General features: G+C 35.1%; 23 protein-coding genes and 1 riboswitch. Of the genes, 12 read left to right on the forward strand and 11 right to left on the reverse strand.

Features of this window, described 5'->3' with window-relative positions; genetic code table 11:
* The first annotated feature begins 46 nt into the window (after positions 1-46).
* The 10 genes from ACNQGH_RS00210 (at position 47) to ACNQGH_RS00255 (ending at position 8,347) form a co-directional block, all read left to right on the forward strand.
* Positions 47-700: a queuosine precursor transporter gene (locus ACNQGH_RS00210; protein ID WP_417953972.1), complete on the forward strand. Its 654-nt coding sequence runs from the start codon at positions 47-49 to the stop codon at positions 698-700.
* Positions 701-703: 3 nt separating this feature from the next.
* The gene (locus ACNQGH_RS00215; RefSeq protein ID WP_417953973.1) at positions 704-1,264 is read left to right on the forward strand and encodes a DNA-3-methyladenine glycosylase I; all 561 of its coding nucleotides are present in this window, start codon (positions 704-706) and stop codon (positions 1,262-1,264) included.
* Positions 1,265-1,355: 91 nt separating this feature from the next.
* Positions 1,356-1,452: riboswitch (TPP riboswitch) on the forward strand.
* 64 nt (positions 1,453-1,516) lie between these two features.
* Positions 1,517-1,723 (forward strand): sulfur carrier protein ThiS, encoded by a 207-nt coding sequence (gene thiS / locus ACNQGH_RS00220; RefSeq protein WP_417953974.1) that lies wholly within the window; start codon positions 1,517-1,519, stop codon positions 1,721-1,723.
* A 126-nt stretch (positions 1,724-1,849) separates the two neighbouring features.
* A complete protein-coding gene (gene thiC, locus ACNQGH_RS00225; protein WP_417953975.1) occupies positions 1,850-3,673 on the forward strand; it encodes a phosphomethylpyrimidine synthase ThiC in 1,824 nt (607 codons plus the stop codon).
* Positions 3,674-3,688: 15 nt separating this feature from the next.
* Positions 3,689-4,288, forward strand: coding sequence for a thiamine phosphate synthase (locus tag ACNQGH_RS00230; RefSeq protein WP_417953976.1), 600 nt, complete (start codon positions 3,689-3,691; stop codon positions 4,286-4,288).
* Positions 4,261-5,016 carry a hydroxymethylpyrimidine/phosphomethylpyrimidine kinase gene (locus ACNQGH_RS00235; protein WP_417953977.1) on the forward strand — a complete coding sequence of 252 codons (756 nt, stop codon included), beginning with the start codon at positions 4,261-4,263 and terminating at the stop codon, positions 5,014-5,016. The genes ACNQGH_RS00230 and ACNQGH_RS00235 overlap by 28 nt, the downstream gene beginning before the upstream one ends.
* The gene (locus ACNQGH_RS00240; protein WP_417953978.1) at positions 5,009-5,641 is read left to right on the forward strand and encodes a thiamine phosphate synthase; all 633 of its coding nucleotides are present in this window, start codon (positions 5,009-5,011) and stop codon (positions 5,639-5,641) included. Before ACNQGH_RS00235 ends, ACNQGH_RS00240 begins: the two co-directional genes overlap by 8 nt.
* Entirely contained in the window at positions 5,628-6,398 is a 771-nt protein-coding gene (locus ACNQGH_RS00245) for a thiazole synthase (protein ID WP_417953979.1), read from the forward strand. Before ACNQGH_RS00240 ends, ACNQGH_RS00245 begins: the two co-directional genes overlap by 14 nt.
* A 97-nt stretch (positions 6,399-6,495) precedes the next feature.
* Complete coding sequence (gene thiH, locus ACNQGH_RS00250; RefSeq protein ID WP_417953980.1) at positions 6,496-7,617, forward strand: 2-iminoacetate synthase ThiH; 1,122 nt, start codon at positions 6,496-6,498, stop codon at positions 7,615-7,617.
* Positions 7,618-7,636: 19 nt separating this feature from the next.
* Positions 7,637-8,347, forward strand: coding sequence for a HesA/MoeB/ThiF family protein (locus ACNQGH_RS00255; RefSeq protein WP_417953981.1), 711 nt, complete (start codon positions 7,637-7,639; stop codon positions 8,345-8,347).
* Here the strand turns inward: ACNQGH_RS00255 and ACNQGH_RS00260 are convergent.
* The 4 genes from ACNQGH_RS00260 to ACNQGH_RS00275 form a co-directional block, all read right to left on the reverse strand.
* Positions 8,344-9,138, reverse strand: coding sequence for an MOSC domain-containing protein (locus ACNQGH_RS00260; protein ID WP_417953982.1), 795 nt, complete (start codon positions 9,136-9,138; stop codon positions 8,344-8,346). The two genes, ACNQGH_RS00255 and ACNQGH_RS00260, sit on opposite strands and share 4 nt — an antisense overlap.
* 70 nt (positions 9,139-9,208) lie before the next feature.
* Positions 9,209-9,853, reverse strand: coding sequence for a leucyl/phenylalanyl-tRNA--protein transferase (gene aat / locus ACNQGH_RS00265; RefSeq protein ID WP_417953983.1), 645 nt, complete (start codon positions 9,851-9,853; stop codon positions 9,209-9,211).
* Between the two features lie 95 nt (positions 9,854-9,948).
* Positions 9,949-10,326: a DUF3127 domain-containing protein gene (locus tag ACNQGH_RS00270; RefSeq protein ID WP_417953984.1), complete on the reverse strand. Its 378-nt coding sequence runs from the start codon at positions 10,324-10,326 to the stop codon at positions 9,949-9,951.
* Between the two features lie 27 nt (positions 10,327-10,353).
* Positions 10,354-11,229: a flavin reductase family protein gene (locus ACNQGH_RS00275; RefSeq protein WP_417953985.1), complete on the reverse strand. Its 876-nt coding sequence runs from the start codon at positions 11,227-11,229 to the stop codon at positions 10,354-10,356.
* Between the two features lie 186 nt (positions 11,230-11,415).
* On the opposite strand from ACNQGH_RS00275, the gene ACNQGH_RS00280 reads away from it, so the two are divergent.
* Entirely contained in the window at positions 11,416-12,570 is a 1,155-nt protein-coding gene (locus ACNQGH_RS00280) for a sensor histidine kinase (protein WP_417953986.1), read from the forward strand.
* Here ACNQGH_RS00280 and ACNQGH_RS00285 read toward each other — a convergent pair.
* From ACNQGH_RS00285 to greA, 3 genes are all read right to left on the reverse strand, one after another.
* A complete protein-coding gene (locus tag ACNQGH_RS00285) occupies positions 12,562-13,752 on the reverse strand; it encodes a transglutaminase domain-containing protein (RefSeq protein WP_417953987.1) in 1,191 nt (396 codons plus the stop codon). The two genes, ACNQGH_RS00280 and ACNQGH_RS00285, sit on opposite strands and share 9 nt — an antisense overlap.
* Positions 13,753-13,831: 79 nt before the next feature.
* Complete coding sequence (locus ACNQGH_RS00290) at positions 13,832-14,221, reverse strand: HIT family protein (RefSeq protein ID WP_417953988.1); 390 nt, start codon at positions 14,219-14,221, stop codon at positions 13,832-13,834.
* Positions 14,222-14,283: 62 nt separating this feature from the next.
* Positions 14,284-14,760: a transcription elongation factor GreA gene (greA, locus tag ACNQGH_RS00295; RefSeq protein WP_121364313.1), complete on the reverse strand. Its 477-nt coding sequence runs from the start codon at positions 14,758-14,760 to the stop codon at positions 14,284-14,286.
* A 162-nt stretch (positions 14,761-14,922) separates the two neighbouring features.
* Between greA and ACNQGH_RS00300 the strand changes: the two genes are divergently transcribed.
* Positions 14,923-15,339 (forward strand): Rieske (2Fe-2S) protein, encoded by a 417-nt coding sequence (locus ACNQGH_RS00300; RefSeq protein WP_417953989.1) that lies wholly within the window; start codon positions 14,923-14,925, stop codon positions 15,337-15,339.
* A gap of 73 nt (positions 15,340-15,412) precedes the next feature.
* On the opposite strand, the gene ACNQGH_RS00305 is transcribed toward ACNQGH_RS00300, so the two are convergent.
* The 4 genes from ACNQGH_RS00305 to pnuC all read right to left on the reverse strand — a co-directional run bounded on the left by ACNQGH_RS00305 (position 15,413) and on the right by pnuC (position 20,940).
* A complete protein-coding gene (locus ACNQGH_RS00305; RefSeq protein ID WP_417953990.1) occupies positions 15,413-17,554 on the reverse strand; it encodes a TonB-dependent receptor in 2,142 nt (713 codons plus the stop codon).
* A 268-nt stretch (positions 17,555-17,822) separates the two neighbouring features.
* On the reverse strand, positions 17,823-18,227 hold the full coding sequence (arfB, locus tag ACNQGH_RS00310; RefSeq protein ID WP_417953991.1) for an alternative ribosome rescue aminoacyl-tRNA hydrolase ArfB: 405 nt from the start codon (positions 18,225-18,227) through the stop codon (positions 17,823-17,825).
* 2 nt (positions 18,228-18,229) lie between these two features.
* Positions 18,230-20,356 (reverse strand): DUF4301 family protein, encoded by a 2,127-nt coding sequence (locus tag ACNQGH_RS00315; RefSeq protein ID WP_417953992.1) that lies wholly within the window; start codon positions 20,354-20,356, stop codon positions 18,230-18,232.
* Entirely contained in the window at positions 20,305-20,940 is a 636-nt protein-coding gene (gene pnuC, locus ACNQGH_RS00320; RefSeq protein ID WP_417953993.1) for a nicotinamide riboside transporter PnuC, read from the reverse strand. Before pnuC ends, ACNQGH_RS00315 begins: the two co-directional genes overlap by 52 nt.
* Position 20,941 lies beyond the last annotated feature (1 nt).

The following is a 20,941-nucleotide window of genomic DNA, read 5'->3' on the forward strand; positions in this document are numbered from 1 at the left end:
CTAAAAAAGAAATTAAAATACTAAATTTGAAAACTAATTGCTTTTTATGTTTAGATCCAAAAAAGATATTGTGTTCGTTATCCTCGCAGGGATCTTCATTACTAATGCAGTTGTAGCCGAATTAATTGGCGGAAAATTGATACAAGTCGGCCCATTCGTTATGAGTATCGGTATTTTACCATGGCCGGTAGTTTTTCTGACTACCGATTTAATCAACGAATACTTTGGAGAAAAGGGAGTGAGAAACTTATCCTATATTACCGCTTGTTTAATTGCTTATGCTTTTATCATTTTACTTTTAGCCCTGCTTGTTCCCGCTGCAAAAGGAATTAGTCCAGTAAATGATTCTCAATTTTACGCCGTATTTGGTCAAAGCATGTGGATTATTGCCGGTAGTATTATCGCTTTTTTAGTTTCCCAATTAATAGATGTAAGTGTTTTTTGGTTTTTCAAAAACAGAACGGGAGAGCGAAAAATATGGCTGCGCACCACTGGCTCCACCGTAGTTTCACAATTATTTGACTCTTTTATTGTATTAGGAATCGCTTTTTGGTTACCCGGAAAAATCAACTTCGACACTTTTTTAAGTTCTGCCCTAATCGGTTATACGTTTAAATTAGGAATTGCCATTTTACTGACTCCGTTAATTTATTTAGGACACCATTTAATAAAACAATATTTATCAGAAGAAAAAGCATAAATTATGGAAGACAAAATAAGATGCAAATGGTGTATCGGTATTGACATCTACGAAAAATACCATGATGAAGAATGGGGTGTTCCTGTTTATGACGATCAAAAATTATTTGAATTCCTAATTCTGGAAACCTTTCAAGCGGGCTTAAGTTGGATAACCATCTTAAAAAAAAGAGAGCACTTCAAATTAGCTTTTGATAATTTTGACTATAAAAAAGTAGCACACTATACCGAAGATAAAATACAGGAATTATTGCAAGACGCAGGCATTATTCGCAATCAGCTAAAAATCCGTGCCGCTGTTTCGAATGCGATTGCTTTTATGAAAGTACAAGATGAATTTGGCAGTTTTAGCAAATACATTTGGGAATTCACAGCAGGAAAACCAATAAATAACAATCGCAAAAACCTACAAGAAGTTCCTTCCACTACCCCACTTTCTGATGCCATTAGTAAAGATTTAAAAAAACGTGGGTTTAAATTTGTGGGTTCTACCGTAGTTTATGCACATATGCAAGCCACGGGAATGGTTAACGACCATGTAGAAGATTGCTGGAAAAAACAGTGACTTTTTAAAAATCAATAACAAAACAAGTTCGAAAAGTTTTATTTTTTTTCAACATTTAAGAATCACGTATTAAATAATATTCTATTTTTGCTTCACACTTTAGGGGTGTCTGCAATATTGTAGGCTGAGAATTACCCTCTGAACCTGATCTAGTTCATACTAGCGTAGGGAAAAGTAAGATGACTTCCTCGTACATTTATGTACACATAGTAGCCATTCCTAAAGTATAACTGTATACTAAATTCAAAAGGAATGGAGCTCAAAATCAACAATCAAACAAAACAATTTACAACTGACAGTCTTACTGTCCAGACACTTCTTGACTTGGAAATCCCCATCAAACAAAATGGAATTGCCGTAGCCATTAACAATACCGTTATTCCAAAATCTGACTGGAATTCCCATCCTATAAAAGAAACCGATGACATCCTTATAATCTCTGCAACTCAAGGTGGATAATAAGATGCGCGGACGGGATATCTGTTTCAAATCCGCAGTTTCAAACCTAGACTTTCCACTTTAGGGACGCTCCATTATTGTCCCCGGCAAAACACAAACAATCATAAAAACATAAACTTCAAACAAATGAACAACGAAGAAAAAATATCCAGAACTCCGTTCCCAAATTCTACAAAAATTTATGTAGACGGGATTATTCACCCCATTAAAGTAGCCATGCGGGAAATTGCATTGGCAGATACTAAATTGTCCAACGGACGAATAGAAAAAAACCCTCCTGTAACCGTTTACGACACATCTGGTCCCTTCACCGACCCAAATATCGAAATTGATATTCGAAAAGGATTACCTCGTATTCGAGAACAATGGATTCTGGATCGTAATGACGTTGAAGAACTGACTGAAATCACTTCCGAATACGGAAAAAAACGTCTGAATGACGAAAAATTAAACGAATTGCGTTTTGAATATTTACACAAACCCATGCGTGCAAAAAAAGGAGCTAATGTATCTCAATTGTATTATGCAAAACAGGGAATCATAACTCCTGAAATGGAATACATCGCCATTCGTGAAAACCAACGTCTGGAGTTGATCAACGAGCAAACCAAGGCCATGCAGTGCCAACACGCCGGAAACAGTTTTGGAGCTCATACCCCAAAATCCAAAATCACACCGGAATTTGTCCGCAGTGAAGTAGCCAGAGGTCGTGCCATCATCCCAAACAACATCAACCATCCCGAAAGCGAACCGATGATTGTAGGGCGTAATTTCCTGGTAAAAATTAATGCCAATATCGGTAACAGCGCCGTTACCTCCACTATAGAAGAAGAAGTTGAAAAAGCGGTTTGGGCTTGCCGTTGGGGAGCCGATACGATTATGGATTTGTCAACTGGGAAAAACATTCACGAAACCAGAGAATGGATTATCCGTAATTCTCCTGTGCCAATCGGAACCGTACCAATTTACCAAGCTTTGGAAAAAGTAAATGGCGTTGCTGAAGATTTGACCTGGGAAGTATTCCGCGATACCTTAATAGAGCAAGCCGAACAAGGTGTTTCTTATTTTACAATCCATGCTGGCGTTTTATTGCGTTACATTCATTTAACGGCCAATCGCGTTACCGGAATTGTTTCCCGTGGTGGTTCCATCATGGCAAAATGGTGCTTGTTTCACCACCAAGAAAACTTTCTTTACACGCACTTCGAAGAGATTTGCGAAATCATGAAACAGTATGACGTAGCCTTTTCATTAGGAGATGGTTTACGTCCCGGTTCTATTGCCGATGCAAACGACGCCGCTCAGTTTGCCGAATTGGAAACACTTGGCCAACTGACAAAAATAGCCTGGAAACATGATGTTCAGGTATTTATTGAAGGTCCTGGTCACGTACCGATGCACATGATTAAGGAAAACATGGAAAAACAATTAGAACATTGTGACGAAGCTCCTTTTTATACGTTAGGCCCGCTGACAACTGATATTGCTCCAGGTTATGACCATATCACCTCAGCCATTGGTGCAGCTATGATTGGCTGGTACGGATGCGCGATGTTATGCTATGTTACACCAAAAGAACACCTTGGTTTACCAAACAAAAAAGACGTAAAAGACGGTGTGATCACCTATAAGATTTCCGCACATGCAGCCGACTTAGCCAAAGGCCATCCAGGATCACAATACCGTGACAATGCCTTGAGTAAAGCCCGTTTTGAATTCCGCTGGGAAGATCAATTCAACTTGTCTTTAGATCCAGATACTGCCCGTGAATTCCATGATGAAACTTTACCGGCAGACGGCGCAAAAGTGGCTCATTTTTGTTCTATGTGTGGCCCTAAATTCTGTTCTATGAAAATTTCACAGGAAATTCGTGATGTTGCTGAAGCGGAAAAAGGCATGAAAGAGAAATCGCAAGAATTTGTAGAAAGCGGAAAAGAAATCTATAGCTAATACAATCAAATTAAAATGATCGTTATTTCCAATCCTACTGTTGCAAAAAATGAAATCAAAATCATTCATACCCTTTTCGATCAAGGATTAATGTCATTTCACATCAGAAAATTTCACTTTTCTGAAGATCAAATGAAAAGCTATTTGTCAGCAATAGGTTTGGAATATAATAACCGACTGGTATTGCACAGCCACCACCAGTTGGCGGAAGAATCCGGAATAACACGCATTCATCTTACTGAAAAAACAAGAATCGAAACATCGGAAGAAACTTTAAGAAAATGGAAAGAACGAGCATTTAAACTCTCCACTTCCATTCACAGCATGACTGACTTTGAGCAACTATCGCATGCATTTGATTATGCCTTTTTTGGGCCGGTTTTCGAAAGTATTTCCAAACCAAATTACGTTTCGAATCTTGATTTCAAGAGCGCATTAGAAAAAAGAAAAAACAACAATACCGCTTTGATTGCCCTTGGAGGTATTACACCCAACAACGTCAAAATTGCATTGCAATATGGTTTTGATGATGTGGCACTTTTAGGAACTATGTGGAACAGCAACAACCCTATAGAAAATTTCATACTATGTCAGCAAATCGTCCATTTACATTAACCATTGCAGGTTTCGATCCTTCAGCAGGAGCAGGAGTTTTGACTGATATAAAAACATTTGAGCAACATCGGGTGTGTGGTCTTGCCATCAATACGGGAAATACCATTCAAACTGAAAATGCATTCTACGAAATGCACTGGACTAACTTAGATTTCGTTATGAGATCATTGGGCAAATTGTTTGAAAATTATACTATCAAAGCAGTAAAAATTGGAGTTGTTCCTTCACTGGACTATTTAAAAAAAATTGTTTTTGCTATAAAAAAGCTTTCGCCAAAAACAAAAATAGTTTGGGACACCGTTTTAAAAGCCACTACTGAATTCCAATTTATAACCATCGAAAACCAAACTGTTTTGATTGAAATATTGGAAGAAATAGATTTAATAACACCCAATTACAATGAAATTTTACAGCTGTCTTCGGAAGAAATTAATGCGGAAACAATTGCAGTAACCCTTTCGAAATATTGCGCTGTTTTGCTAAAAGGAGGTCATAACCCGGACAAAATAGGCATTGATTATTTATATCTGGAAAATGAAATTTTGAGATTTTCGCCAAAAAAAACGTTGATTTTCGAAAAACATGGTTCTGGCTGCGTGTTGTCATCAGCCATTACAGCTAATTTAGCTTTAGAGCAAGACCTAAAAACAGCTTGCGGTAATGCTAAAAAATATATAGAAACCTATTTACAATCTAACCCAACCAAATTAGGATACCATCATGTATAACAAGTTACAATACATCTCACAGGGAAATACAGTCGAAGAACAATTATATAACATTCACCAAGCGCTGGACAATGGTTGCGATTGGATCCAATTGCGATTCAAAAACCAAAACGCACTGGAAGTTTTTACTTTGGCGGAAGCCGTAAAAATGTTATGCAAAGAATATTTAGCAACATTTATCATTAATGACAACGTTCATTTAGCGCAACAATTGGATTCCGATGGGGTACATTTAGGTTTGAGTGACATGACCATTGATGAAGCAAGATCTATTTTGGGAAAAACAAAAATCATTGGAGGCACCGCAAATACTTTTGAAGACGTGCTTCAAAGAACAGCCGAAAACTGTGATTATATTGGTCTGGGACCATTTCAATTTACAGCAACCAAACAAAATCTAAGTCCAATTATAGGACTTGAAGGGTATCGTTCGATTGTCGGACAAATGAAAATTAAAAATATCAAAGTTCCTATTTATGCCATTGGAGGTATTACATTGGAAAGCGTTGAAAGTCTTATAGAAACCGGAATCCATGGCATAGCTGTTTCCGGTCTGATTACACAAAGCGAAAATCCATCTCAACTTATCACTCAACTTAACGAAAAATTATATGTTACCATTTAAAATAGGAAACAAAACCTTTCAGTCCCGCTTGTTTTTAGGCACGGGAAAATTCGGTTCCAATCAGCAGATGGAAGAAGCCATTCTGGCATCAGGAAGTGAGTTAGTGACCGTTGCACTAAAACGTGTCGATTTGGAAACCGAAACAGATGCCATTTTATCACATCTTAAACACCCCCACATTAATTTATTACCCAATACTTCTGGAGCACGAAATGCCAAAGAAGCCATTTTTGCAGCACAATTAGCAAGGGAGGCATTGGAAACCAACTGGCTTAAATTGGAAATTCATCCCGATCCAAAATATTTGATGCCCGATGCAATCGAAACCTTAAAAGCTACAGAAGCATTGGCCAAGTTAGGATTTATTATTTTGCCTTATATCCATGCCGATCCCGTTTTATGTAAACGACTGGAAGACGCCGGAACTTCGGCAGTAATGCCTTTAGGCTCTCCAATTGGCAGTAACAAAGGATTAAAAACCATCGATTTTTTAGAAATAATAATTGAACAGAGCAAAGTTCCCGTCATTATAGATGCCGGAATTGGTGCACCATCCGATGCAGCAAAAGCGATGGAACTTGGAGCTCATGCAGTCTTGGTAAATACTGCAATTGCCGTGGCGGGAAATCCAAAACTGATGGCAGAAGCTTTTAGAGAAGCCGTTATTGCAGGCCGAAAAGCCTACGAAGCGCAATTAGCACAAAAAGTAAATCGTGCGGTCGCTTCAAGTCCTTTAACTGCATTTTTATATGAATAATCTGCATAATCACGGAAGTAGACGGGAACATACAAAGCTTTGGAAGTGGAAACAAGAAACTAAATTCTGCAAACCTTTCGTTAAAAAAAAATAAAAAATGAGCACATTTAAATCGGTTTTTGACACATATGATTGGGAAACTATCAAAACAAAAATATACAGCACCACTTCAATAGAGGTCCAATATGCATTAGCCAAAAGCAAGCGTAATCTTGATGATTTTTTGACATTAATTTCACCTGCTGCCCAACCTTATTTAGAGCAAATGGCACAACTGGCGCATGAATTAACCAAAAAAAGATTTGGCAAAACGATTCAAATGTATGCTCCTTTGTATTTAAGCAACGAATGTCAAAACATTTGTACCTATTGTGGTTTTAGTTTGGATAACAAAATCAAACGAAAAACACTTACCGAAAGCGAAATTACACTAGAAATTGAAGTATTAAAAAAAGCAGGCTTTGATCATGTTTTACTGGTGACTGGCGAAGCAAATCACACCGTAAACATTCATTATTTTCTGAAGACAATTGCTCAAATAAAAAATGACTTTTCCACCATTTCAGCCGAAGTACAACCCCTGTCAACAGAAGAATACGAACAATTGCATAACGCTGGAATCTATTCGATTTTAGTATATCAGGAAACCTATCACCGTGACGTTTATAAACAATACCATACAAAAGGAAAAAAATCCAATTTCGATTTTCGTTTAGAAACACCGGACCGAGTAGGAACTGCAGGTATTCATAAAATTGGATTGGGAGTTTTATTAGGACTGGAAGATTGGCGTACGGACAGTTTTTTCAATGCCTTGCATTTAGATTATTTACAAAAAACGTATTGGCAAACTAAATATGCAGTTTCTTTCCCCCGATTACGACCGGCAGAAGGAGTTATTGAGCCCAACTTTATCATGGATGATACCGATTTGACGCAACTCATTTGTGCCTACCGTTTGTGGAATGAAGATTTAGAAATCTCCATGTCAACCCGTGAAAATGAAAAATTTCGGGATAATATTATTCCAATTGGTATTACTAGTATGAGTGCCGGTTCTAAAACCAATCCTGGCGGTTATGTCGTTGATCCCCAATCATTGGAGCAATTTGAAATCAGTGATGAACGATCGGCTTCGGAGATTGCAAAAGTCATTTCCAGCAGAGGATATGAACCCGTTTGGAAGGACTGGGACAGAAGTTATACGAATATAGATTAACATTTTAGATTGGAGAATTATGAGTATTATTCAAGATTTTTTACGGTATAACCGACAAATGATGTTGCCGGAAATAGGCGATTCTGGACAAGAAAAACTCAAAAAAGCTAAAGTTTTAGTGATTGGTGCCGGCGGATTAGGTTGTCCTATATTGCAATATATAGCAACGGCCGGAATTGGAACTATAGGAATTGTAGATTTTGATAAAATAGAATTACACAACCTTCACCGCCAAATTTTATATACGGAGGAACACGTTGGCAAATCAAAAGCAATGACGGCAAAATCGGTTTTAGAAACTTTAAATCCATTGATCGATATTATCCCGTTTGAAGAAAAATTAACTGTTGAAAATGCAGCGCAAATCATTAGAAATTTTGATGTCATTGTTGATGGTTGTGATAACTTTGAAACCCGTTATCTTGTAAATGATACCTGTGTGACCTTAGGAAAATCATTGATTTATGGCAGTATTTTAAAATTTGAGGGACAGATCGCTGTTTTCAATCATAATGGAAATAAAAATCTTCGTGATTTATTCCCGGAACCACCCAATCCAAAAGATGTTCCCAATTGCAATTTGAATGGCGTATTGGGCACCCTTCCAGGAATTATCGGCACGATGATGGCACATGAAACGTTGAAGCTGATTATGGATTTACCCGCTTTAGAAAATGAATTGATCCTATTTAATAGCTTGGATTGGAGTTTTAACAAACTCAAATTCTAAAAACTCAAAACATCCCCTACGCTAACAATCCCTTTTTCAATACACACTAAATTGGTACCAAAAAGAACACTGTTATCCACTTTTCTGTAAGTGCTTAATGTCTTTAGCGGCTCTTTTAGAATAATACTTTTTATTGGATTATTATTGACTATTATACATCTGCCGCACGGTTTTACATTTTTGAATGTAACGCCCCCGATTTTGATAATCCCAAAGTAATCCTCTTCATGGGCAAGGTTGTTTTTAATAACGATATTGGGTCTAAATCTTGCAACGGTAATCTTCTCTTCTAATTTTTGATTTAGTTGATCTAAACTTTCGCTGCTCACTAATAGATACGGATAACCATCAGCTAAGCTGACATTGAAAGTGACATTCAATGCCTTGCTCTTATGTTTTCGATCTCCAATTTCAATGATTTTAACCAATTTACAGGTAAAGCCGAGGCATTCAGTAAACCAATCTGAGGCAGTTTTATTAACCTCGAAAACTTCGCTTTGATCATCCCAAATGGATACTGAAATTGGGTCACCCATGCTTTCATTAATCAAAAAAGCATGTTTTTTATCCCGGTAGGTTATCTCCATTTTATTTTCTGAAATCTGAGGCTGAAATTGACTCAGAACGGGATGTTCTCTTTGACTTATAAATTGATTGTTTTCATCAATTAACATCCATCTTCTGTCATTTTCAAAACCCATTTCTTCAGCTCTGGCACTTTGACAGCTGATTCCTCCTAAACTTTTAATAGGATAAATATAGATTTCGCTAATAAAACGAGTATTGCTCATTACATTTTGAAATTTAGTTGATTATAAAAATACTTGTTTTTTTAAATTCAAAAAAGAAAAAAAAGAAAAATTACTTTTGGGAAACATTCAAAATACTGATGAACTCTTCTCTATAAATTTCCCTACATCCCAAACTTTCGAGATGAGGATTATAAACCTGACAGTCTAACAATTTATAATTGTCTTTTCTCAATTGATTGACCAAAGCAATAAAAGCTACTTTTGAAGCATTCGGAACTTTGGAAAACATACTTTCCCCACAGAAAACAGTTCCTAAATCGATGCCATACAAGCCGCCTACCAACTCATCCCCTTGCCAAACTTCTACAGATTTAGCAATACCTAAATCGTTCAACTTACAATAAGCTTCAACCATATCATTGGTAATCCAAGTCCCGTTTTGTCCATCGCGTTTTATGTTCTGACAATTCGAAATTACGGCTCTGAAATTCTGATTAAACGTAACTTTAAAAATATTTCTATTGAGAATGTTACGCATACTTTTGGAAACAATCAATTCATCCAGAAACAAAACCATTCTGGGGTTAGGCGACCACCACATTATGGGCTCCCCTTGTTCAAACCATGGAAAAATTCCACTTTTGTAAGCAAGTTGCAAACGCTCTGGTGATAAGTCTCCACCAATAGCGAGAATACCATCAGCATTCGCTTCGGAAACAGAAGGAAAAAACAAAGGACCTGATAAATAATACATTCTTTATTAAAAAATAAATTATTAAAAAATAAAACCCGACAGTTATTTAGAATAGCTGTCGGGTTTGTTTCCCATATCAATGGAGAATCAAATGATTAGAATGGCAAATCATCTGGCTCATCTTCGTTTAAATTTGTAGCAGGAGCAAATGCTTCAGCAGCCGGCATTGGAGGCATTTGCGCATTAGGTGCTTCAGCAGCTAATCTTTCTACTCTCCATCCTTGGATTGCATTGAAATACTTAGCCACTCCTTGTGGATCAATCCATTCGCGTCCTCTTAAATTAATAGAAACTTTTACCGCTTCACCTACTTTGAAACTATTCAATAAATCACATTTATCTTGTACAAATTCCACTAAAATATGTTGTGGATATTGTTCGTCTGTTGTTACTACAAGCTCTCTTTTTAAGAAACTACCGCTTCCTACATTTTTAGCATCCCCAAGCATTTTAATTTTTCCTGTAACTTCCATCTTCGTTATTTTTTATTGTTATTAAGGTTATTTTTTTGCTAAAAGCACTTTCCAAGCAGACAAAACATCATGGTCATCCAAATATTTCTTAGCCTCTAAGTGCACTTTTTCCTGATCATCAGAACTTAAAACGCCTTTTACAGCAAAATTCTGTTTTACAAATATACTAACTTCTTCCATTGTAGGCAAGGCTTCAATATTACCTAACATACCTAAATCATTTCCATCAAAAACAGGGCTTTCTTTTATAAAATCCGGAATGGCATCTACGCCAATTCCTAATGTTGAAATTGGTTTTGGCACTTCAAAAAGTCCTCGATTGGACCTGGAATACCAGTTACCGCCTAATCTGGAAACCAGATCTATTTTGTATTGATCAATTGCACCTTTTTCGTCTAAAATTGCTTCTGCAATATGAATTCGCAGCACTTCACAAAGGATTAAATTCCCCGCTCCTCCTTCAGTTCCTAAAGGAATTATCTGAGTGACTTTACATTCAAATTGAACTGGCGATTCTTTCACTCTGAAGGGTTTCACAATATCAGAAGGAATTGGCGTCAAACCAGATTTTATAAACTCATTTACACCCTCCGCATATTCGGTACTTGCAAGAGATGTTTGTTGTACCATATCATAATTCACCACATTAATCACCACCTCACCTGTTGCTTCGGCATTGATTAAAGTGTGTTTGATCGAATTATCACGAACCCTTCTTGCAGGTGAAAAAATAAGGATTGGAGGATTGGCACTGAATACATTAAAGAAACTAAAAGGTGATAAATTAGGAATTCCATTGACACCAATCGTACTTGCAAAAGCGATAGGCCTCGGTCCCACTGAACTTTGTAAATAGCCATGCAACTTTGCCGTTTCAATACTTTTAGGATCAATACTAATCATGCTTTTCTTCTTGGTATTTAAATACGTTTCTTAACGCACAAAAGTAAGTAAATGGTTTAAATTTAAAAAGAACGATTAACGATTTAAGAAAAATAAATTGAATAGTTTTTACTAAAACAATTCTTTGCGTAAAACTAAAATAATAATGCAGATATTTCGTTATATTTATACCTCAAATTTTAATTTATGCAATTTTCAGAAAGAAAAAATACAACCCGTTGGATTATTATTTTTGCTTCTTTTTTCATAATTTCATTAATTCTTTGGAACACTTATACTTTTTTTCAAATCTTCAAAAATGAAGAACGATTAAAAATGAATCTTTGGGCAAAAGCACAAAAGACGCTCATCAATGCAGGCGAAAATACTGATGTAGAACTTCCGCTTCAGATTTTCAGCAACAACACTTCAATTCCCATAATACTTACAGAGAATGACAGCATCATAAATACGGTAAATATTGATGATGCAATTGTAAAAAACAAACCGAAGGCAAACGCATTTTTACAGAATTTAAAAAATGAAAATGACCCCATTGTAATTGAATATGTACCGGGGAAATTTCAAAAATTATATTATGGTAATTCGGCGTTACTGAACAAACTAAAGTATTACCCGATTGCTTTATTGCTCATTATAGTACTATTTGGCGGCTTAGTTTATAATTTCTATAGAAGTACCAAAATGGCTACCCAAAACAAACTTTGGGCAGGAATGGCGAAAGAAACCGCGCACCAAATAGGAACACCACTTTCTTCATTGATAGGCTGGGTAGAACTCTTGAAATCTGAAAATGTAGATGAAAGCACTACTTTCGAAATTGAAAAAGACATTGAACGCCTGCAAACCATAACAGATCGTTTTTCGAAAATAGGCTCAGAACCAAAATTAGAAAACAAAGATATTATAGCAGAAACACTTCAGTCTTACGATTATTTGCAGTCTCGATTTTCAAAACAAATTGAATTTTCCTTTAAAGCACCAAAATCACCTATTATGGTTTCGCTTAATCCTACTTTGCACAGTTGGACGATAGAAAATCTGGTGAAAAATGCTATCGATGCTATGAAAGGAAGAGGAAAATTAGCTTTAGAAATTGAGCAGGAAGGTAATTCTGTTAATATAAACATCATAGATTCGGGAGGTGGCATTCAAAAAAAACAATTCAAAACCATATTTGAACCTGGCTTTACCACTAAAAAGCGAGGCTGGGGTTTAGGACTTTCTTTAACCAAAAGAATTGTGGAAGAATACCATAAGGGAACCATCAAAGTATTGAATTCCGAAATAGGAAAAGGAACAACAATGCAAGTCAGTTTTAAAAAAAGCAATTTAGTTTAACGGAACTCCATACCAGGAAACCTTTGTAAACATCGTCTTTCTGATGATTTTTGACTTACTCAAATATTCTTGCACAAACAACTGATGCTCTTTTGCCTGTGTCAAAACATCATTGATAGATTTTTTTAACGAAGTCAGACTAGAGGAATTTTCAGTTCCGACAGCACCGACAGTGTAAATAGCATCTTGGCATTTGGTTAATTTTTCAATTGGCGCTTGAATCATATTGTTAATTTCATCGTCAGATAAAGTGGGCTTAAACTTATTATTTCTGTAATGAACAAAGTCGTTCAATAAGATAACCGCCTCGTTGTAATCGTTGACTATTGCATTCAATCTATCAACATTCGAGTTATGTCTTAAATAAGTTATCTCTTTCTTTTTCCCTTCCAGACGTTCTAAAATCATGGCATTTATAACTCCGTTTTTTTCGATCCTTACAGCAGAATCAAATAATTTATCGATTTCTGATAAGGTGTCATATTTAGCAATTTCACGCTCAAAATTGAAGTATTTCTTCGATTTATTAATTTGAGTAGCACCTACATAAAACTCATTATTGGTAATTGGATAATTTAGAAACTGCCATAAATAATCAAAAGGGATATGAGAAGAAATCAGTCTTGTGGGTTCTGCCTTAAAATAATTCTCATTTAATTTTTTAAAAAATTTTCCATTGTTTACATAACCTGAGCCCCAAGTAGGGTCGAACAAATACCATTTATTATCAATTTTTGCTGCACACCAGGCATGAGCCAAGCTTGCCATTTTTCCATATTGCTTGGTATAGCCTTCTATTATGTAGGACTGTATTCCAATTTTATTTGAAATCTCATTAAAAACCTCAGCATAATGAATACAAACGCCTTTTTTTGTTTTCAGGGTTTTAGCTATTTGCTCTTGTGGAGTTTCATTGAAGTTTACAGTAAACATATTGGCAACATCGTAACTAATATAGGACGCAGTCCAGTAAAAAACAGCACGGATTTTATCCGTATCTGTTTTAAAGTTGGCTTTTATATAGTTGGAAATGGCCTCAGTAGAATTGGTGGAACTGGAAGAAATAGCAGCCATTTTCTTGTCAACCAAAGCATATCCGGCATTAGCCTGACCGAAACTTAAACCGGATAAAAATAAAAAAAGTATTACATAGATGTTTTTCATCATACTGGGCAGACTCATAAATTAAAAGGGAATAAGTTTTCACCTATTCCCTTTCTAAACGAAAACCGTACCAATTTATTTTTTTTTTGCAAAAATATTATAAATTGGCTGTAATACTTATTGCTAATGCTTCAAATTCTTCTTTTGAAAGAGATACTTTATTTTGAAAACGCATTTCATCCATTTCATTTAAAGGAATAAGATGAACATGAGCATGAGGAACTTCCAGACCTATAACGGCCATTCCAATTCTTTTACAGGGAACTGTTTTCTCCAACGCAATGGCTATTTTTTTAGAGAACTGCATAAGACCTACATACAAATCCTCCTCAATATCAAAAATCTTATCGATTTCCTGTTTCGGAACACAAAGCGTATGTCCTTTTGCATTTGGATTTACATCCAAAAAAGCAAAAAAATTATCATCTTCAGCTATTTTATAACTAGGGATTTCTCCGTTTATGATTTTTGTGAAAATACTTGACATATTCGATTTATGATATTTGATTTACGTTATTTGAAAACTACTACTATAACTGAATATTGGATTTAGTCACGGGAAATTTCTAAAATTTCGAATTTCAAAACACCGTTAGGAACCGTAATCTCAGCAAATTCTCCTACCGATTTCCCCAGTAAACCTTTACCAATTGGTGAGGTAACAGAGATTTTTCCTGTTTTTAAATCCGCTTCACTTTCTGCTACCAACGTGTATTTCATCTCCATTCCATTGGTTTGATTTTTGATTTTTACATTGGACAAAACCAACACTTTAGAAACATCAAGATGCGTTTCATCAATTAATCTGGCATTAGAATGTACTTCTTCCAGCTTTGCAATTCGCATTTCCAGCATTCCTTGTGCTTCTTTGGCTGCATCATATTCTGCATTTTCAGATAAATCACCTTTATCTCTTGCCTCAGCTATATCTGCAGACGCTTTTGGACGCATTACACTTTTCAAATAATCTAATTCTTCTCTTAACTTCTTTAATCCTTCCGCGGTGTAATAAGATACTGTGCTCATAATTTCGTCATTTATATAAATAGAAAAAATCCCATCAGGACGGGATTTCTTTCCACAAAGATACTATTATTTTTTTTTAGCCTATAAATATATGTTAATCATATATAATTCAAAGTTAAATAAATTAAATTTGTTTCGCTAATTCTTTTACTATATTTTAAAATGAAAAAATACATCCTACTTTTTCTTATTATTCCGTTTTTCTTTAATTGTAGTGACAATGGTTTTGATAATAAAAACCCATACCTCCCAAATTATAGTTTCACCTTAGATATCAACATGAATCTACCGGCATATTCTAATCTTCAGTATCCCGCTAATGCCATTTATTATTCGGGACAGGGTGCCAAAGGGATATTTGTATTCAATACAGGAAGTGGGTATAACGCGTTCGACGCTGCCTGTCCTAATCAAGCTTTGAGTAGCTGCTCTACCATGACCCTAAATGGAATAAAAGTAGTTTGCCCTTGTGACAATGCAGAATACAGCTTATTTACTGGCCAAAGTCCCGGAAAACAATACCTTTTGAAACAATATCGCGTAGAAGTGAACGGAAACGTACTTCGAGTTTATAATTAAAATCATAAAACAAACAAAAAATCCTGACAGTTCTAAAACCATCAGGATTTTTAAGTAATACCACTACAATAATCTAAAACTTCAGTGTTAATCCAGCTAAGAAGTTAATTCCGGACTGCGGATAATAGTAGGGATAAACATCCCACATATACCCATTTGAAACATATTTTTTGTCTAAAATATTATTTACCAAACCGGTCAAAATAATTGATTTGAAAATTGATTTTGGTTTAATTTCATAAGCAATATTCAAATCGTTAACAAAATAATCTGCCAATTTTGCTGCTGGCAATTCAATATTGTTCATATATTGTTCTCCTACAAATTTTTGCATCCAAGATACCTGGAAGTTTTCTGTAGGCTTATAAACCAAAATATTTCCAACAATAACTGATGGTGAATATGCAATATCAGTAGTTCCGTAATTTTCACCTTCAACAGCTAAATCAATGTTCTTATTAGCACTTAAAGTAAAATTAGGACGAATGATAAATTGCTGCGATATGGCAATTGTAGCATCAACTTCTAATCCTAAACGATAACTTTTTTCACTGTTAGAACGAATTGGACTTCCTACATCATCCAATTTTCCAGTTAATATCAATTGGTCTTTATAGGCCATGTAATAAATATTGGAATTAAATTTTACTTTGTCAGCAACGTATCTCCAACCCAACTCAAAGTCATTTAACTTTTCTGGCTTAGCGTTTCCGCCTTCATAATCCGTTCTGTTTGGCTCACGATTAGCTCTCGCATATGAAAAGTATAGCTTATTATTAGTATTGATATCAAAATTCAATCCTGCCTTTGGGTTAAAGAAATTAAAATTATCATTTACTGAACCTGTTTCGAAACTATTAGCTTTATAATGCACATTTCTAAGTTGCAGATCTCCAAATAAACTTAATCCCTGTGTTATTTGATAATTTGCTTTTGCAAAAACATTCCCATCGGTTTTGGTTGCAAAATCATCATAATAATGATCTCCCAATTCACTTTGAGAAGCGTAACGAGCCCAAATTACTTTTCCAAAATGATCTCCTTCATATTTGTTATAACCGCCACCAAAAATGACATCCAGTTTTTCAGTTGTATAATTTGCAGAAAATGTAGTTCCATAGAAATCATTATCCAACCATTTTTGACGGATTAAATCTGTTGTTGTTAAAACTCCTATCGGCTGCAATCCATAATCAGAAAAATCAGCGTCCTCTTTATAATTTTCATAATACCCTTTTCCTTTAGTATAATGAAAAGCTAAATTCGTGCTCCAATTATTGGAAACTTTTTCGTTCCAATGCAATTGATAATGATCTTGTTGGTAATTATCTGTTTCGTTATCATAATATCTCGTATTACCGAACTCATCTGTAAAAATCCCTGCTGAATTAAACGTTCTGTCGCTAATTAAAGTAGCTTCATCAATTCCATTCCAGGATTGATATGTTTTTTCTTTTCCTCCAAAAGCCAATGCTTTTATCAAAGTTGTTTTACCAACATACGTTCCTTGAAGAAAATAAGATTTTAAATCCGATGCAGCTCTGTCAATATAACCATCCGATTTCAGCGCAGACAAACGTCCCGCCAGTTCAAAATGATCATTAATTAATCCTGTGCTGAATTTTACAGTATGCTTTCTCGTATTAAAACTTCCAAAAGAGTTTGAAATTTCTCCTGTGGCTTTATCAGAATAGGAATCAGTCAACATATTTAAACTCGCACCAAAAGCACCTGCTCCATTTGTCGAAGTTCCCACACCACGTTGCAGTTGCAGACTCTCCACTGAAGAGGCAAAATCTGGCATATTCACCCAATAGGTCCCATGACTCTCCGAATCATTATAGGGAATTCCATTGATAGTGACATTTACTCTTGTTGCATCGCTACCACGAACGCGGATTCCGGTATACCCCACTCCATTTCCAGCATCGGAAGTAGTGACAACTGACGGCAAATAATTCATCAAAATTGGAATATCCTGTCCCAAGTTTCTAAATTTGATTTCTTTTTTATCCAAATTACTAAAACTAACCGGAGTTTTTGAAGTAACACGAACTGCTGAAACCAAGACTTCATCGAGTTGATTTACTTTGGTTGTGTCTTTGACTTGTGAAAAGGAATAAAAGGACGATAGGAAAAAAACAAAAGACATCAAAAATTTTGAACTTTGTGCCCTTGCGCCTTTGAGGTCAATAAAATAAAATAAAGTGTTCATCCGTAAAAAGATTACGAATAAAAGGGGGAATTATTCTTTTGTTACATTAATAAATGATTGTTGCTACAACAAATAAAACAGTGTCTATACTATTTTATTTATCATTTTTTCCCTTGACAACATTACTTGTCCAGGTTCTTTGGGTATAATCTCAGCTCGTTATTTAGAGCACCCCTTTGAGACGGTACAAATTTAGAAAAGATTTTTAGATATTTAGATTCTTTGACCGTTAGATTTGGAAAAATAATTAGAACCTAAAAAACCCAATTTAATTTAAATCTGGTCTCCTGCGATTTTTCTTAACTTCCGAAATATTCTTTTTATCTTTTATTCGTTTTCGAATGACCGACTTCGGAATTTTGGTAGGCTTGCGCTCCTTGGGAACATGTAAACCATCTTTAATTATCTCCAAAAATCGTTTGATTACAATTTCTTTATTTTTAAGTTGACTTCGATCTTCATCGCAATTCAAAATCAAAACTAAATCCGTTGTTAGTCTCGACGACAATTTGGTTTCCAGCAGCAATTTTTCTTCTTCGGTCAACGCTTGTGAGTTTCTCAAATTAAAAGTTAAAACTACTTTAGAGGAAACTTTGTTTACATTTTGTCCGCCAGCACCACTGCTACGAACGGCTTTGAAACTTAATTCTGATATGATTTTTTCTTTTTCCAATTTTATTGAGGCTGATGTGCCGATTTTAATAAATCATTTACGCTTTTTACCGGATTGAATGTAATTAAAGGTACTTGAACAAATAGTGTAAGCCAGTTTGCCATGGCTCCATTCCATAAACCCGGCAATTCATATGATTTAATAGCTCTCCCTAATGTATTTTTCTCTACTATAAATCCGCTGTTATGATCTACAAACTGTGTTAGGTTAAATTTCTCTTTTTTATAATTTTTAAGTCCACAGACCAAATCAACAGGATTAAAATGAGTAGCACTATCGAGGATTTTCTTTTGACTCTCATTCGATAAATCCACTTGGGAACTTTCAACAATCTGCAATGAAACTGAGTCTTTTTCATCTCTTACCCAGAAAGGTCCCCCACCGGGTTCCCCTTCATTTTTTACCATTCCACAAACTCTGATTGGTTTGTTTAAAATAGCTCTAAGTCTGATCATTTTATTTTCCAAGCTAAGTTTGCAAAAATCTTCCGGAATTCTAATATTTAATTTTTCAGTCAAAAAAAGTAAAATATTATCGCTGGTTTCTTGCTGGTTTTCGTTAGTATCGATGGCACGTAAATAGTTGAATACTTGCTGCTGCACTTCTATTAAAATCCCTGCTAATGCTTTTTTATATAAGGTGATTTTTTGAATGTTATTTTGAATTACGTTGTCAATGTTTTTTATAAAGACAATATCGGCATCCTGATTATTTAAATTATCAATCAAAGCACCATGACCTCCCGGTCTAAAAAACAGCCGCCCGTTTTCATCCCTAAATGGTTTATTTTCAAAATCTACCGATAGGGTATCCGTATTCTTGTTTTGATAGGAATAGCTGACACTTATAGTTGTCTCAGATTGTTTTTCAATTGGGTCTTTTATTGCATCAATTATACTTTCAAATTGATTTTGATGGACTTCAGAAACCGTGAAATGCAAGTGGGAATTATTATTTGAACTGCAGTAGTATGCACATTCATACAAATGTTCTTCTAAAGCTGTGGCAATATGGGTTTTGTATTTATGAAAAGGAAGTACTCCTTTTGGCTTACTCGCAAAATCAAAATAATCTTTAGCTAAAAGCAACTTTATGAAATAATAATTTTTGTAATCTCTATCGAGTGCATCAAAATCAGGAAATTCTTCTCTTAACTTTTTATCAATTAACTTAAAAAATGGAAATTTTTCTAAGCCCACTATAAAAATAGACAACTCTGTATCTTTTTTTCTATTTATATAAGCATTGATCGTCTCATTTTCAATATCAAAATCTTTCAGAAAGGCAATCAAAAACTTAAACATTCTACTTGCGGCCCCTGATGCCGGAACGAATTTTTCCAGTTTTAAATCCGATTTGGTTTTATCAAAAATCGCTGCTTTTTCTTTGAAATCGCTTTCTGATAATTTAAAAATACCATTAAACAAAGTTGCAGGCGCTACTAAATTACTCGTTGCTATTCCATTCCGGAAGAAACCCAATTGTTGTTTGATATTCTCCAATGGGACTCCATGCTCGTAGATTTGCACAAAATCAATAGAAGAGAATCCCACCTTTTTGGCTTCTGTTAAATCATTAAGAATCGAAATGGCTTTGCTTAATCTTCTGTTCTTGTCTCCCGAAAGAGTGATAAACGGTTTTTTATTGTCAATTAAGGATTGTTTAAAAACGGCAAATACGGATTCTCTGTTCTCAGCCATGTCCCTCAAATCATCTTTTTCCCAAGGCACGTCAACATCCGTCAGAAAAAACAAATCGTATTCATGGGCAAGAGCCGCCTGTTCCAATATTGGATCACAATAGTTATAATATATTTCCGAGAAAACCTTGGTCAACATCAAATTAGTATCACAAAAAAGATACTTATTGGCCAGTAATAAATGTTCGTTTTCCAATTTGGTTTGACCATAAGCAATAGGTAACATGTCATCAATACTACAGATGTCCTGAGTTTCATCCCATTTTACCTGAAGATAATCTCGTGCAAATTCAGGAACCCACTCCGTTTTATAATATTCGGAGAGTCCTTTTGCTAATGTAGTTTTGCCTGTACTTTCGGGACCGAAGAGGGCAATTTTTATAATTTCTGTAGTTCCGTTTTTTGAGAACTGTCTAAGGTTTTCTTCCATTCTAAATAACCGTAAACGGCGACAATTGTAAATACTAAATACTGAAAACTTGTAAAAGTAAAACCTTTTATAAAATACAAGGGAATGGAAATAATATCACCAATAATCCAAAATATCCAATTTTCAATTTTCCTTTTTGCCATCAACCACATTCCAATAAAGAAAATACCGGTTATAAAGGTATCAACATAAGCATACCAAGTGGTAAATTTATCAAAATAGAGATAAACCGAAACCACAAATGCAACTGTAAATATAAAGATAATTATGGCAATTCGTTTTTCATAATTAGAAATTACCGAAATGGGAAACGCTACTGTATCTCCTTTTTTCCGTGTCCAATGGTACCACCCATAAATGCTCATTACAAAATAATAGCCATTAATCATCATATCACCCCATAAAGTCCATTTCCACAATAAGTAAACATAAATCGATGTACTTATTAATCCGGTTGGGAATACTAGAATATTATCTTTTTTGGCATACCAGACACTGAATAGCCCAAAAATTACAGCTACAATTTCCAGAACAATGTCGAATGTTGAGTAATCGCTGTATTGAGAAAAAAAATATTCTATCATT

The organism is Flavobacterium kochi (genome assembly GCF_048286715.1).
Classification (GTDB): domain Bacteria; phylum Bacteroidota; class Bacteroidia; order Flavobacteriales; family Flavobacteriaceae; genus Flavobacterium.